Below are 13,845 nucleotides of genomic sequence, written 5' to 3'. Positions count from 1 at the left end.
CATGCCGGTGGAGCGGTGACAGTCGTGGGCCTGACCTCCTGTCCTTCGGTCCTGGAGTAGGCCTACTGACTGTTGCTCTCTGCGTTGTCGTCGCCGTGGTTCACCGATGAGTCTGAGCTGCCGGCCGGTGTCGTCGCAGGCGTCTTCCGCGAGCGGAATCTCGAGCGGAACTTCGAGTCGTACTCCAGCTGCGTGTAGCCCGAGGAATGCACTCCGAGCGCGACGATTCCCATGGCCAGGAAGACGATGCCGGCAACTATCGAGATGTGCCAGAAGGCCGCCGCGACACCCACGAACGCCGAGCCTTGCGCAAGCGACTTCGCCACCTCGACGAGTCCCGACTTGCTCACCCGACGCCGAAACTCCTCCTGCCAGTTCAACATCAGCAGCGCGGCAAGCAACGGCAACGAGACCGCGAACGCCACCACACACACCATCGCCGACGGATCCAGCGACTCCACCGTCAGAAACGGCTGCACCACCACCAGCCCAGCCGCCCCCAACCCGCCATAGATCAGGTTGGACTGCCGAATCCACTCCCGCTGAGCAGCCGGCTCCTCCGCAGCCGCCCGAGCCTCTTCCCGAACCCGCGCAGCCTCCGCCTCCAAAGCCCGCCCCTCTGCCACAAAGTCCCTATCCTCGTCCACACCCACATCCTCCCCGACCCCACCGGTCACCGAGTTGCCCAGCGATCTAAGCCCAAAGGCGGCCGGAGGGCCAGCAAGGGTCGCTCGAGCCGCCGGCGGAGGGCATCACAACGACAGGGCGTAAAGAATGGCGACATGCCCCACGTGTGTTGAGCGGATCGGAGGAAGTTCTTGCTTCCCGAGCAGGCCATGAGCGGCGGCGACTGCTGATTGACAGTGCTGGCTTCGGATGTGTGTCGCGACATGGAACCGGACGTCAGGCGCGGTCTCGGATCGTCGATGGTTCGCCTGCCAGTTCGACAGCGGTTCCAGCGCCGTCAAAATGCGCATTTGTCCAGGGCAACCACCGGTGGAACCAAGCCGGCGTCCACCAGTTCGCCTCGCCCAGCAGCTTCATCAAGGCCGGTACGAGAACCAGTCGGACGACCGTTGCATCGACCAGGACCGCGGTGGCCAGGCCCAGGCCGAACATCTTGGCCGTCGGGTCGTCGGCAAGCGAGAAGCTGACGAAGACGGCGATCATGATCAGCGCTGCCGAGGTGATCACGCGGCCGGTGGTGGTGATGCCGTGGATGGTCGAGGCGGTGTTGTCACCGGTTCGGACGTACTCCTCGCGGATCCGGGTGAGGAGGAAGACCTCATAGTCCATCGAGAGCCCGAACACCACGGCGAACATGAACATCGGGATGAACGGAAGGATCGGAATGGTCGACTCCAGCCCGATCAGGTCCGCGGCCCAGCCCCACTGGAAGATCATCACCATGACGCCGAAGGACGCGCCGATGCTGAGCAGGTTCATCAGCGCGGCCTTGAGCGGTACGACGACCGACCGGAAGACCACGGTGAGAAGCGCGACGGACAACAGGATCACGGCGCCGATGAACCACGGCAGCCGATCGTTGACCTTCGCTCCCACATCCGCGAGGGTCGCCGTCTGACCGCCGACGTGAGCCTTCGCCGGACTGTCCCGCAGTACCGAGGGAAAGACCTCCGCGCGCAGTCGCTTGACGGTCGTCATCGTGGCGTCGTCCTGCGGTCCAGTCGTCGGTACGGCGATCAACGTCGCGACGCCGGCCGCGGTATTCACCGAAGGAGGTGCGACCGACGCAATGCCCCGATCGGCGCCGACGGCGTCGAACAGCGGCTGTACGACGCTCGCATCGCGCGAGATGTCGACGGCGATCACCAGCGGACCGTTGCTACCAGCACCGAATCCCGCGGCAACCAGGTCGTACGCCCGGCGCTCGGTGCGTTGCACGGGAAGTGCGCCGTCATCGGGCGTACCGACGCGGAGTGTGAGCACGGGGGCGGCCAGCGCCAGCAGCAGGACGGTGGCGCTGACGGCGTACGCGGCGGCGTGCTTGGACACATGCCCTGCCCACCGCTGCCAACCCGAACCAGGAGACGACCGCACCCGCCGTACCCGAAGGCGGTTGATCCAGTGCCCGGCCAGACCCAAGAACGCGGGCAGCAAGGTGATCGAAGCGAGCACCATGGTCGAGACGATCAGCGAGACCGCAATCCCACCCGCGGTCATGAACGGTACACCGGCCACCACCAGCCCGAGAATAGCGATCACCACCGTGCCACCGGCGAAGAGCACAGCCTGTCCAGCAGTGGCGACCGCACTCCCGACCGACTCCTCGACCGACATCCCACGGGCCAGGTACTCGCGGTGCCGCGTGACGATGATCAGCGCGTAGTCGATGCCCACGCCGAGCCCGATCATGCTCCCGAGCACAGGCGCCCAACTGGGCAGCTCGATGAGGTACGTGACCAGGGACAGCGAACTGACCGCGATCGCGAGCCCGAACACCGCCATCCCGATCGGTAGTCCCATCGCGATGATCGATCCGAACGCGAGCAGCAGGATCACCATCGCGGCGATCAACCCGACCGCCTCACCGAGACCGGCCTGGCCTTCCTCGAACGCGTAGAAGAGATCCCCACCCAACTCGATCCGCAACGGCGAGTCGACCGCCGTCAGGGTCTTGAGTTGCTCGAGGTCGCTCGGCTCCAGCTTCTCGAGCACCGGATACTGCAGCCGGATGAGCCCGACGCGACCGTCAGGCGAGATGACGGGATCGCCGGCCCTCAGCACGTTCGGCAACGTCGCGGCAGTCGACTGAATCCGCGTCAGAGCGGTCCGCAGATCAGGCGAGTTGAGCGTCGACGTCGAGTCGAGCGGAGTCACGACCACCTGCGCCGTCAGCCCGGCCTGATCCGCTCCCGCGGCCGACAACAGGTCGGTCGCGTACTGCGAGTCCACGCCGGGCGCTCCGAACGACTCCTCGAGTTTCTTGCCGAAGGCGCCGGATGCGGCAATCACGAGCGCTGCGACAACCAGCCACGCCCCGATCACCACCCAGGGGCGACGTGCGGCGTACGAGCCCAGTCTGTACAGATTCGACCTCATCATGGATCCCTTCGGCGAGAGTTGGGATCAGCGTGCGGCCGGACAGGCGGCCCCCACCTCGGGCGATGAGACGGACTTTCCTCGGCCGAACAGCCAGGTCGCGTCCCGTACTTTGAGCCGATCCGCTCGGCGGCTCGAGTCCCTACGCTGTGGTCATGGTGAGAAATGCCATCCGCTCGCTGCTGGCCGAGCCGCGAGCGCCCGAGCCACCCAGACGGGTGTGGCGCGACTGGGTGCTCGTCGGCGGCCTGCTCACGGCGGTCGTTCTCGAAGCCGTGTTCCGTGCCGACGTGGTCTGGAGGCCCGTTGCGCTGGTGTCCGCCGTGGCAACCGCGTGCGCTCTCCTGTGGCGCCGCACTCACCCGCTGGCCGTCGTGGCCTTCGTGTTCGGCGCCGTGATCGTGGCCGACGTCGTGGTCCTGATCGCCGGGGCCGGGATGTTCGGCCTGTACTCGATGATCTGTGTCATCCTGCTGCCGTACTCACTCGTCCGCTGGGGATCGGGCCGCGAGATCGCGATCGGGATGGTGTTCATCCTGACGGCACTGGTGCTCGGAAACGTCTCCGAATTCAACGGGTACGGCGAGGCCGTCGCCGGAGGCGTGTTCCTGCTGTTCCCCGCAACCCTTGGCGTCGCGGTCCGCTATTGGTGGACCGCCCGGCGCCGCGAGCTGGACCAGGTGCGACTCCGGGAGCGCGAGCAGCTGGCCCGGGAGTTGCACGACACAGTCGCTCATCACGTCTCGGCCATCGTCATCCGGGCTCAGGCCGGCCGAGCCGTCGCCGCCACTCGTCCGGACGCCGCGGTCGATGCGCTCGCCATCATCGAGGCGGAGGGCACGCGTACGCTGGCCGAGATGCGGGCGATGGTCGGCGTACTGCGTGATGACGGGACGGCGTCGCTCGTCCCACAGCCGGGAGTGGCCGACCTCGAGCGGCTCGCCCGTAGCGTCGGGGATCGGCCGCGGGTCGAGGTCGAGGTGTCGGGCGACCTCGACGACCTCGGACCAGCGGTCGGCGCAGCGATCTATCGCATCGCCCAGGAGTCGATCACGAACGCCGTACGGCATGCCCGGCAAGCAACTCGCATCGACGTCCGGCTGACGTCGTACGACGACTCCGTCCGGTTGACTGTCCGCGACAACGGGGAAGCGACCTCGAGGAACCCGGGAGGTTATGGCCTGGTGGGGATGACCGAGCGCGCGACGCTGCTCGGCGGCACGCTCGCCGCGGGTCCTGATCCGGACCGGGGCTGGTCTGTCGACGCGGTGCTGCCACGAACGGCGGGCGGCCGATGACGATCCGGGTACTCGTCGCCGACGACCAAGATCTCGTCCGGACCGGACTCGCGATGATCCTCGATGCCCAGCCCGGTATCGAGGTGGTCGGTCAGGCGGCCGATGGCTTGGAAGCAGTGGAGTTCGCCCGCCGGCTGCGACCCGACGTGTGTCTGCTCGACATCAGGATGCCCGGGCTGGACGGGATCGCGGCAACCCGCGAGCTAGCCGGAGCCGGCGTCGATGACCCATTGCCGATCGTGATGATCACCACCTTCGACCTCGACGAGTACGTGTACGGCGCTCTGAAGGCCGGCGCGCGTGGGTTCCTGCTGAAGGATGCCGGCCCTGACCTTCTGGTCCAGGCGATCCACGCCGCCGCCAACGGTGACGCACTGATCGCGCCGAAGATCACCGCACGGCTGCTCGCCGCGTTCTCCGAAGCACCGACCGGCCGCTCAGCAGTCCAACCGGTCGAGCCGCTGACCGCTCGCGAGGAACAGGTCCTGATCGCCGCGGCCACCGGCCGCACCAACGTCGAGATCGCGGCTGAGCTGCACATCAGCCTCAGCACCGTGAAGACTCACCTGACCAGCGTGATGGGCAAGATAGGCGCCCGCAACCGCGTGGAAATCGCCATCTGGGCCTACGAAACCGGCCGCATCAAGCCCTAGCCCCTAGCCCGCAAACGCCGACGTAGCGTGCGTGGGAAAGAAAATCCCTCCCCGGCGTCGGAGAGGGTGGTGGTGGTCAGGGGCGGTCTCGAACCGCCGACCTTCCGCTTTTCAGTTCGACAGCGGCCCCAGGCCGCACGGCCATATAGCCGGGGCGCTGCTTCTGCCAGTCGAGACCGGATGGTCGTCGGTGCTGGCTGTTGCGGTACCGGCTGCGGTAATCACGAGGAGCGCCCTCGTCCCCGTCGATGCTCATTCGAGTCGGCCGGCCACGATGAGAGTGGATCATGCATGGCGTCTGCCGGAGAAGAAGAGCTGGCAACTACGCGACCTGTCCTGGCGGTGGCCTGGATGGGACAGCAGAGGTGCCTCCTCTGCTCGACCAATGCAAGCCCGATAATGGACACCTGCTGCACTTGCCCTGACGGCGGCGCCGCTACCTAGCCGCAGCCCGAGATTGGCACCATCGTGTTTGGCCACCGAACTCGCCTGATCGCGAACAACGGCTGGAGTACGAACCGGCCACGGTCCAGGAAACCGGTAGGCAGACGACGGTTCCATGGGGGATGCTGCGTGGGGACCATGGCGAGTTTGAAGGGCAATCATGGCTTCGACAGAAATCCACACCTTGAATGGGCGGGATTCGATCCGGCTCGACCTGGCTGCGACCGCCGTAGGGGCGACTCCGAGCGAGATGCGGCAGAGTATTGTCGCCGAGCACGAACGATTGGTGGGCTTGCTGCAGTCTGCCGGCATCAACTACCAAGATCTGCGCAGTGCCTTGGTGCCGCAGACGAACAGGTTCGAAGGCGTGTTCATCTTCGACACCTCGACGCTTGTTGATGAATGGTCGTACGTCCAACCAATCGCGCAGCGGATCATCCCCCTGCTCAATCCCGCCGGTCGACACAGCTTTCTGTGCGGCGATCTGCTGGGTCGAGGTGGAGAGCAATTTCTGGATGTCCTGCGTCAGGTGCGGACTGAGAGAATCCGTTCTTCGCTCGTTCACTCCAGTCAATTATTCGGCGTATATGTCAACAATCTGACCGCAGCGTCACTAAAAGCCTTGCGCGTCGGGCTGCTGGATTATCTACCATTCATCACCTACGTCCCAACCGACTACAGATCGCCGTTCAAGAGCTACTTTTCCGCTGTCCTGACACCGGACTTTGTGAAACTGGGTAAACGTGTCGTCGGCTACCATGATGGCGACGAGTATGAACTGTCGGACGATACGGCGTACCACTGGCCGTTAGCGGATCACGGATATACCTGTCGGGGCCTCCCGCTGCCCCTCTTCGAGTTGTTCCTTAGCTACAAGATTGAGCGCGAGGTCCTACCTGGGTTCGAAAGCGACGCGACGCATAGTCTGTCAGCGATTTCTGACCATCCGCGGGACCTTGAGGGTCTCGATGTTCACATTGATGCCGCCAAATATGAATACATCCGCAAGGCGCATGGTGATCCGCTCTTGAAGGCCGGACTTGACGCGCTTTCGGTGCCGCAGCTCCAGGACCTGGTCCATCAGAAGATCCGGCAAAACTACCTCTATGACCTCCGCTTCAACGACGAGTTCTCGATTGCTTCGTTTTCCCTAGTGATCGAGATACCCGGCTCGGAAGGTACTGATCCGAGAAGACTCAAGGTCGTCCTCAAATATGAGCCCGAACTATCTAGGCTTGCGGTCATCACTTTGATGTAGCAGACAGTTCAATTGAGATGTCGGGCGCGCAGTGGTTCGGTGGATCGACGTACCGGTCTTGGGTGTGATCCGAAAGACGTTGCTCGTCGGGCTACTCATTACATCCGCGCGCTGGGCTAGCTGACGCCTGGACAGCTGGGCTGGGGATCTGCCGTTGGGCTCCATGTCCGCCGGGCGGCGCTCGCGCAGCCAGGTCAGCGACATCAAGGCTGCTATGGCTGCAGGTGCTGGCAGCGTCGGATATGTCAACAAGCCGGGGAAGTCAGACGACCTTGCGACCGCCGGGGCCAACGCCGTTGTCGAGGACATGAACCTCCTAGCCGAGGCTGTTGCCAGAGCGGCATAGCCGCACCGTGCTGGGCGGGCTTGCCGTCGCACGCGCGGGGCATGTTTCCGGCGAGTCCGCTCGGCTGTGGGTTACTGTGCTCGGTCAATAGCGAGTCCGCTGGCGTGAGAACGCTGGCCGCTGCTACATCTAGGCTACGAACAGCGGAAGGCGCGAGGGGGAGCAGACGATGGCGCTTGTGAAGTCGGTGGCTGATTGGGTGCAGGTTGTCCTGAACGCGGGTGCGTTGGTCACCGGCGGGGTCGTCTGGAAGATGTACTTCGAGAACCTCAAGGCGACGGTGTCGACCAAGGATGCCCAGATATCCCTGGCGAACAAGCAGGTGGACTACTGGCGCGAGAAGGCCCAGGAGCTGGAAAAGCGCAGCCCTGAGGCGGTCGAGCGCGTCCTGGCCGAGCGGATCTCCATCCGCGAGAAGGAGATCGAGCGGCTGTCGAGCGATCGGGAGCACAGTACCCAGGAGCTGGGACGCGTCGAGGAGGAAGTACGCGTGCTGAACCAGACTCTGGAGCAGACCAAGGGCTTCCTCGCGGTCCTGAAGATGGAGGCGCCTGACGCCAACGACCCCAACTACGACGAATACATGGAGTACCTAAAGCAGCGGGCAGACCGGGTCGTGGAGGTCGAGGTCGACTACATGGGGGTGGTCAGCGTCGACAGCGGCCAACTGATGATCACGGACCCCTGCTACATCGACGGACAGTGGCAAGGCGAGCCGTACGACAACGTGCGCAAGTACCGCGACACCCAAACCGAAGCCGAAGTCGCGTGGTACCCAGGCGAGGTCAGGTACACCGAGCCCCTCGAGCCCTACGGCCAAACCGTCCCGGCTCTCGTGGAGGCCGGGCGACTCGTGGAACTGCCGCCACCTCCGCCACCGGAGAAGTTCCACTACTCGTACAACGGCGCGTGCGAGGCCACACAATCTAAAGACGGCTTCGGGGAACTGGTCTTTCCCGAAGGGCACCCCGGCGCTGGGGTCGCCTTCCAGAGCGGTTGGGGCGACGGGTACTACGAGGTTTACGGGGAGAAGCACAACGGCCGCATCATGCGCGTCTACATCAACTGTGGGGCCGACCCGATCCCGCTCTCGCAAGTTGCGCCTCACGCGAGCGAGCCGCCGGACTAACCGCGCCGCTGCACAGTTCGACCGCCTGGATGCTGCCCAGGTCAGACTTCGGACTGTGGTTTCGTCATCTGACAAGTTTCTCTACGTCTTCAAGTTTCTCTACGTCTTCAAGACGGGCCCCTCCAGGGCCCGAAAGCGCGCCGCCACTACAGGGCGGGACGCCTGCCTCCCGCTCCGCTCCGCTTCGCTGCGCTCCCGGCGCGTCCCTTGGCTTGGCGCGCACGTGCCAACAGGGTGCCGGGTCGAAGACAGCAGAACTCGCCATCAACGATCCGACACCCTGCCGGTGCACCACTCGCCGGAATGGCCGGCTACCGGCTCCCCGTCTGCTGGTGGGCTCCCGCATCGCCCCGCTAGCAATCATTGGAAGGGACGGTCCGGCACGGCACGCGTCAAGGGCGCCTGCGGCGTCCCTGCGGGATCTCCGGCCCCCGCCGTCTATTGGTTCTCCGCACCGTTAGATTCGCTAATCTAAGTGAATCTGGTTTCCAATCATAGCGATCCACGTCGTAACCACCTCTTCATCGGTCGACTTCAAGATCCTGACATGAGCAAGCCGGTTTCGAATCGGCACGAGTTGCTCTTGCAGCTTTCGCCAGAAGAGAGGGTCTTTTCCTAGATTAGAAAACTTTTCCGATCTCACAATGTCGAGCAACTCACCCAACGTCAACCACTCAAGCGGGTCGCGAAGTTCTGTGATCTTCGTGGCTGCAGTGCTCGAATCTAGCTGGGCACGCTTTAGTGCCTCGCTCGCAAGCCCACCGAGCACCGAAGCGCGCCATTGATCACCCCATTTGTCTAGAGCCGCTTTCCGCACAGCTAGGCGTATGGTGCGCTCCGCGTACCATAGGCCAGAGACGACAGCGTTGAGTTCGATCGGGGGTGTTGTTGACTTGCTTAACAGGTACGCCAGCTCTTCTTTCAGGACCTTCAGGTGTTCGGGGATGGTCAATTCCCATCCGCGATCGCTGACTGCAATTAGGCCGCAACACCTTAATGCTTCAAGATCTCTGTTATCCAGGAATCTGATGCCATTGACTGACTTTGGATCGATCTCAAATAAGGCGTGATCTAAGGCGGCGAGAGTTCCGTTCCCGAGCTCTTGCAGGATCTTGCGAAGGACGTTTGGGACATTGCCTGAGTCGCTACTAGAGATCGCTGGAATCCTCCACCCTCCCGACCAATTGGGATGCGGTCCTGGTGATTCGCTCTCGTTAAGAAGGGGCAGGGCCACTAGTGCGCAATCCTCCAACAGGGAGCTCCCGGGGATTGATCCGAAAGCGCAGCGAGGTGCGCGAGATACGAGGCAAACGGACTGTCCTGCCTCGACGCGAGCCAGGACCTCTTCGCGGAGTGCCCCCATCGTTGGATTCGTAGAACGAGGGTGAACTAGCTCTTCAAGACCCTCGATAGCGATTGCGGGCGAACTGGTCGGCGGGGATTCTGCTGCAATTGCTCCGGCCGCGGACACGTGCTCTAAGTGCAACTTCTCGAACATCTCCCCGCGGATGGGGTCAAACGCGGCGCCGATCTGCAGATAGACCAATCTGTGACGAGTCAGGCTCCGTGCTACAAGAGAGGCGCGCGCCGCTACAACGTCTTCAATATTAGCGATCGTCATAGCAGCTCAAGAATCGTCGCGGTCTCGTATCGATTGTCTACCACGTTGATCAATCCCAAATTGAGCAGATGTTGTAGTTCGGCCGGATATTCAAGCGCGAATTCTGGGAAAGACTCCGGTTCATCCATCAAGACCTCAAGCAGGAACGATTCTATCGTATAGTAACGCTTTACATGGCTGATCATTTCCGTTATGTTGCCCGCGATTGATCGTTTCCAGTCCTCAAGCGCATAGAGCACGTCTTTGCGCGCAATTCGGCGCTGGAAGACATCGACAGGAAGTGACTGAGTCACTGCTGATGCTAGATTCCGATATAAGAACGCGTGACCACCGGTAGCTTCGAAGAAGGACTCAAGGGCGGCCTCTTCGATATCGATTCCCATCCGAGCGCCAACTGAGGTGGCCAGTTCGTCGGCTTCAGCCCTGTCAAAAGGAGTTAGGAAATGCGATTTAGCCCATGAAAATAGTGGGTTCGGTCGTCCGAACAGTCTTCCGTTCTCGACTATGGCGCTAGTGAGGCCAGACAAGATGAAGGTAAAATTCCTGTTCTCCTGGACCAGGCTGCGAAGCGCTCCGAGAAATTGAGCGACGGAAGCCATGTCACCTTCATGAATATCAATGCGGTCGGATGGTGTCAGATACTCAATTTCATCCAGCATCAAGACGATGTCGATATTCAGCTTCTCTAGAGTGCGCAGGGTTCCTTGCATCATCCGACGAAAGTCTGATACGTCGGGTGACCCTCCGACGAGACGTGCGAGATCGCGGCTCCCAAGCTTGTATTCCCGAAGGCTCTCTGTAATGTCGGCCGCGAGGTCCTTTATCAGGCTGGGAATTGGATCGTCGGGAGGCGAAGGCAAGCTCTCCAGGTCGCGCAAGATTACAATGCGTTTGTTGTCTGCAATCTTCCTGGACAGCTCGGAGAGAACGCTAGTTTTGCCCGCCTTTCTTAGGCCAAAGAGACCGACCACTCTCTGGCTGGTTACGTCATCTCTCATGCTCTGGAGCAGTTGTCGACGCCCGTAGAATCGATCGCCTCGAACCGGTGTAGATTCATAAAACAGATCGCGCGCATAGATGAAATCTCTGAGGAGCGAGATTAGTGCAACGGGATCGCTCTCGTTGATCGAGGCGAGCGGGATCGCGAGAAGATTGCCGCCCTGGGACCAGTCATCTAGTTTTTGCTGTGCTCTGACGTCTGGTGACCAGAGAAAAATGATGTCCGGCGTGACATCTCGCTTCAATCCTCGAAGCGCGTTCTTAGCAGCTTCCAGTTCGCGGATCTGAAGGTCGTGGTATGGGCTATAGAAGAACATGACTTCGCGCGTCAGACCGAATGCCGCCTCGATTGCTCCGCTAAAGCGGACCAATGAGAGGCTGCATCGATTTACCCCATTCTGGGACACGCGTTGTGCGTGAACCATCTGGGAACCAAGCTCGGCGAGCATCTGGCGGTGCTCTTGAGCGACTGGGAATCGCTGTTCGAGATCTGCCAGGAATGCTCGCAGGTCATCGCTTGAAGGCGGTTTGATGGCGCCCGCCCGCCATCCGCTGCTGCTGCCGGCCAAGATTTCCCCCCACTGAGCCGATGTGTATGCGCAGGCTACAACGGACCTCGCTGTTGGCTCTAGTGGGGAGTTCCTCGGCGGACTACCTTGTGCTCCCCCCGCGACGCCGACGTGAACCGCTCATGCCGTCGCTCGCGCGTGGGCCGCGAGGATGTCGGCCGAGTGGACGAGCTGGCGGCGGCCGATGAACCGGCCGGTTACCAGGAGTCCGGCGCTGTGGGCCTCCTCGCCCGCGTGGCTGTACACCAGGTCGGTGACGACGTAGGGGACTACTCCCGCCTCGAAGGCGTCAACGGCCGTCTTGAGGACGCAGGACTCTGTGTCCAGGCCGATCACAACCATGTGCCGCCAGCCATGCTGGGAAACCAGCGCGGCACCCTCCTCTCCGAAGAGGGAATAGGTCGGCTTGTCGAGCACCGCCACAGCGCCTGCGGTCAGGTCCTTCAGCTCATCAACGATCTCGAATTCGGGCGAGTCTTTCTGGATTACGTCGTAGTTGAATAGCTGCTCAAATAACGAATCAGGCGTGTTGTACCAACGTGTCATGATGTAGGGCCGCCCGGTGGCCGCCCAATCGCGGATGAACTTCGACGCTAGTGGTATAACGTGAGCGGACGCCGGGGACACGAAGCCGTATTGCATATCGACCACGGCCAAGACGCTGTCATCGAGGTTGATCATTCGGCTTACCTTTCAACGTCCTTGAGGATTTCGACGGCAGCGTTCAGGTGTTGGTCGAGTTCGCTGGTCTTGAGGATTGTGGTTCTCATGGCCAGATGCTGTGTCGTTTCCTGTGGGCGCGTGTTCAGCATTCTGGATGTTACGCCGCGCACCCAGCGCCAATCGTATCCGTCTGGGATCTGCGGGTCACGCCCGGACTCGACCTGAGTGCGGATGTGGTGGCAATAGCACCAAAGGCTTTGCACCATGATCTCAAATTCGACAAGTGAACTCTGATTCAGTGCACGACGATCCGCAATTGGAAAGTATGTGACTGCGGACCAACTCGCGTAGGCGTATGAGATGCCGCTTGCTCCGAAATCGAGAATCCGGCTGTCGTTGTATCCGTCCCGGAGGAATGCTCGTTCTACCAACTCGGCGTGAGCGACCGACTGCAAGTCTTCGTCAAGGTTCAGCATGCTCTTCTGATTGCAGAGCAGTCGAAGTGCCGTCTGCAACTCCTCGCCGTGCCACGGAAGCGCTGTCACCCAAAAAGCGCTGAAAGCATACTCCGGTCCGCCGTGCCGTTGGTCGGTGAGCTTCCGGGTAGCTTCGTCGGTCCATTCCAGTTCCAGCGGATAAGAACCGTGCCGCCAGACCGCGACTTCGGCAATCGAACGCGGCGTGAGTTGTTCTTCGATATGGAACAGGAGGCAGCCCCACGGGAAGCCGTATAGGATGCATTCGCCGCGTGGATGATCGAGCTTGATCCGCCACGCCTCAGACCACTCGACCTGACACTTCTCCGCTCCAAGGTCGGTCCCAAGCTGTTCCACAATGTCCGGACCGACGTACGCCGGCATAAACTTGTTGCTGGTGATCGACAGCTCGTCACCGGGCGGCCCGCTGACGATTGTGGGGTCCCCGAAGAGGTCATACGGGGAGCATTCGTAGACGGCGCAGTAAAGCCGGATGTAGACCTCGTCCGTGACCTGACTCTGTCCGGTCTCGTGCCGGTAGATCGCCTTCTCCATCGCGCTGCGCGTGGGCATCGACAGGCCGAGCTGTTGGCCGACCCGCTCAAGTTCACGGGCGAGTCGGCCGCGCCCCCACTTTCGCGCCTCTCGGTACTGGATCAGGACGCCCCGGCGCGGGGCTGAGGCGGGAATCGAAGACTCGGACATTGGTCATGTCCTCCCATGTCCAAGGACACGGCGCATGTCCAACTGCGTCCAGTGATGTCGTCTACGCAGAGCGTGAATAGCTCGGCACGCTGATTGGCATGGAACGAATCCCACTGGCGTCAGCGCCCCTCGGGCGACGCGGCCGCCTCGGTTCGCGCCCTGGGCTTTGGCCCTCGAGGCGCTGGGGGGATGCCCTCGGCGCGTGCGAGCTTGCGGACGTAGGCCGTTGTGAACGGCGAGAGCTGCTCGACCTCGTTCGGCGTCACACCGGCACGCAGGGCAGCGAGGGATGCGGCTATGACGGCCTGCCGAGCGGCCTCGTGGGCGCTCTCGGTCTGCCGATACAGGCGGGTCGCTTCGGTCAGTTCGTCCCGTACGTCAGTCACTCCGACATGGTATCGGATCACACTTGCGAAACCCCTATAGCGCGCTGTACGGTAATTCGCATCAGAGATTCGAAAATGAGACTCGAAACTCAAGGTGACACCCCGGCGGGTGCAACCGCCGAGGCGTCCAGGTCGCACTAGTCGTCCTAAGAGGAGCGCAACCCATGAGCATCATCCACCTGTCGGCCGTCAGAGGCGAGGAGCCGTCCGCCGCTGAGCTGGTCGCGATCGAGCA

General features: G+C 62.2%; 11 protein-coding genes. 4 read left to right on the top strand and 7 right to left on the bottom strand.

Annotation, left to right across the window (positions count from 1 at the left end; genetic code table 11):
- Nucleotides 1-62: 62 nt before the first annotated feature.
- Together ACWCOV_RS40810 and ACWCOV_RS40805 are read right to left on the bottom strand one after the other, a co-directional pair.
- Entirely contained in the window at nt 63-647 is a 585-nt protein-coding gene (locus ACWCOV_RS40810; protein WP_449834751.1) for a hypothetical protein, read from the bottom strand.
- A 256-nt stretch (nt 648-903) separates the two neighbouring features.
- Entirely contained in the window at nt 904-3,063 is a 2,160-nt protein-coding gene (locus ACWCOV_RS40805; RefSeq protein ID WP_449834750.1) for an MMPL family transporter, read from the bottom strand.
- A 155-nt stretch (nt 3,064-3,218) separates the two neighbouring features.
- Here ACWCOV_RS40805 and ACWCOV_RS40800 point away from each other — a divergent pair, with 155 nt between their 5' ends.
- The 4 genes from ACWCOV_RS40800 to ACWCOV_RS40785 all read left to right on the top strand — a co-directional run bounded on the left by ACWCOV_RS40800 (nt 3,219) and on the right by ACWCOV_RS40785 (nt 8,191).
- The gene (locus tag ACWCOV_RS40800) at nt 3,219-4,361 is read left to right on the top strand and encodes a histidine kinase (RefSeq protein ID WP_449834749.1); all 1,143 of its coding nucleotides are present in this window, start codon (nt 3,219-3,221) and stop codon (nt 4,359-4,361) included.
- Entirely contained in the window at nt 4,358-5,014 is a 657-nt protein-coding gene (locus ACWCOV_RS40795; protein ID WP_449834748.1) for a response regulator, read from the top strand. Before ACWCOV_RS40800 ends, ACWCOV_RS40795 begins: the two co-directional genes overlap by 4 nt.
- 604 nt (nt 5,015-5,618) lie before the next feature.
- Entirely contained in the window at nt 5,619-6,716 is a 1,098-nt protein-coding gene (locus ACWCOV_RS40790; protein ID WP_449834747.1) for a hypothetical protein, read from the top strand.
- A 515-nt stretch (nt 6,717-7,231) separates the two neighbouring features.
- The gene (locus ACWCOV_RS40785) at nt 7,232-8,191 is read left to right on the top strand and encodes a hypothetical protein (RefSeq protein ID WP_449834746.1); all 960 of its coding nucleotides are present in this window, start codon (nt 7,232-7,234) and stop codon (nt 8,189-8,191) included.
- Between the two features lie 466 nt (nt 8,192-8,657).
- On the opposite strand, the gene ACWCOV_RS40780 is transcribed toward ACWCOV_RS40785, so the two are convergent.
- The 5 genes from ACWCOV_RS40780 to ACWCOV_RS40760 all read right to left on the bottom strand — a co-directional run bounded on the left by ACWCOV_RS40780 (nt 8,658) and on the right by ACWCOV_RS40760 (nt 13,610).
- Nucleotides 8,658-9,812, bottom strand: coding sequence for a hypothetical protein (locus ACWCOV_RS40780; protein ID WP_449834745.1), 1,155 nt, complete (start codon nt 9,810-9,812; stop codon nt 8,658-8,660).
- Nucleotides 9,809-11,380 (bottom strand): hypothetical protein, encoded by a 1,572-nt coding sequence (locus tag ACWCOV_RS40775; RefSeq protein ID WP_449834744.1) that lies wholly within the window; start codon nt 11,378-11,380, stop codon nt 9,809-9,811. Before ACWCOV_RS40775 ends, ACWCOV_RS40780 begins: the two co-directional genes overlap by 4 nt.
- A gap of 120 nt (nt 11,381-11,500) precedes the next feature.
- Entirely contained in the window at nt 11,501-12,061 is a 561-nt protein-coding gene (locus ACWCOV_RS40770; RefSeq protein WP_449834743.1) for a cysteine hydrolase family protein, read from the bottom strand.
- A gap of 5 nt (nt 12,062-12,066) precedes the next feature.
- On the bottom strand, nt 12,067-13,224 hold the full coding sequence (locus ACWCOV_RS40765; RefSeq protein ID WP_449834742.1) for a hypothetical protein: 1,158 nt from the start codon (nt 13,222-13,224) through the stop codon (nt 12,067-12,069).
- A gap of 119 nt (nt 13,225-13,343) precedes the next feature.
- Nucleotides 13,344-13,610, bottom strand: a complete 267-nt coding sequence (locus ACWCOV_RS40760) for a hypothetical protein (protein WP_449834741.1) — start codon at nt 13,608-13,610, stop codon at nt 13,344-13,346.
- Nucleotides 13,611-13,845 lie beyond the last annotated feature (235 nt).

Source organism: Kribbella sp. NPDC002412 (genome assembly GCF_053592935.1).
This window is presented reverse-complemented; position numbering and strand designations above follow the sequence as displayed.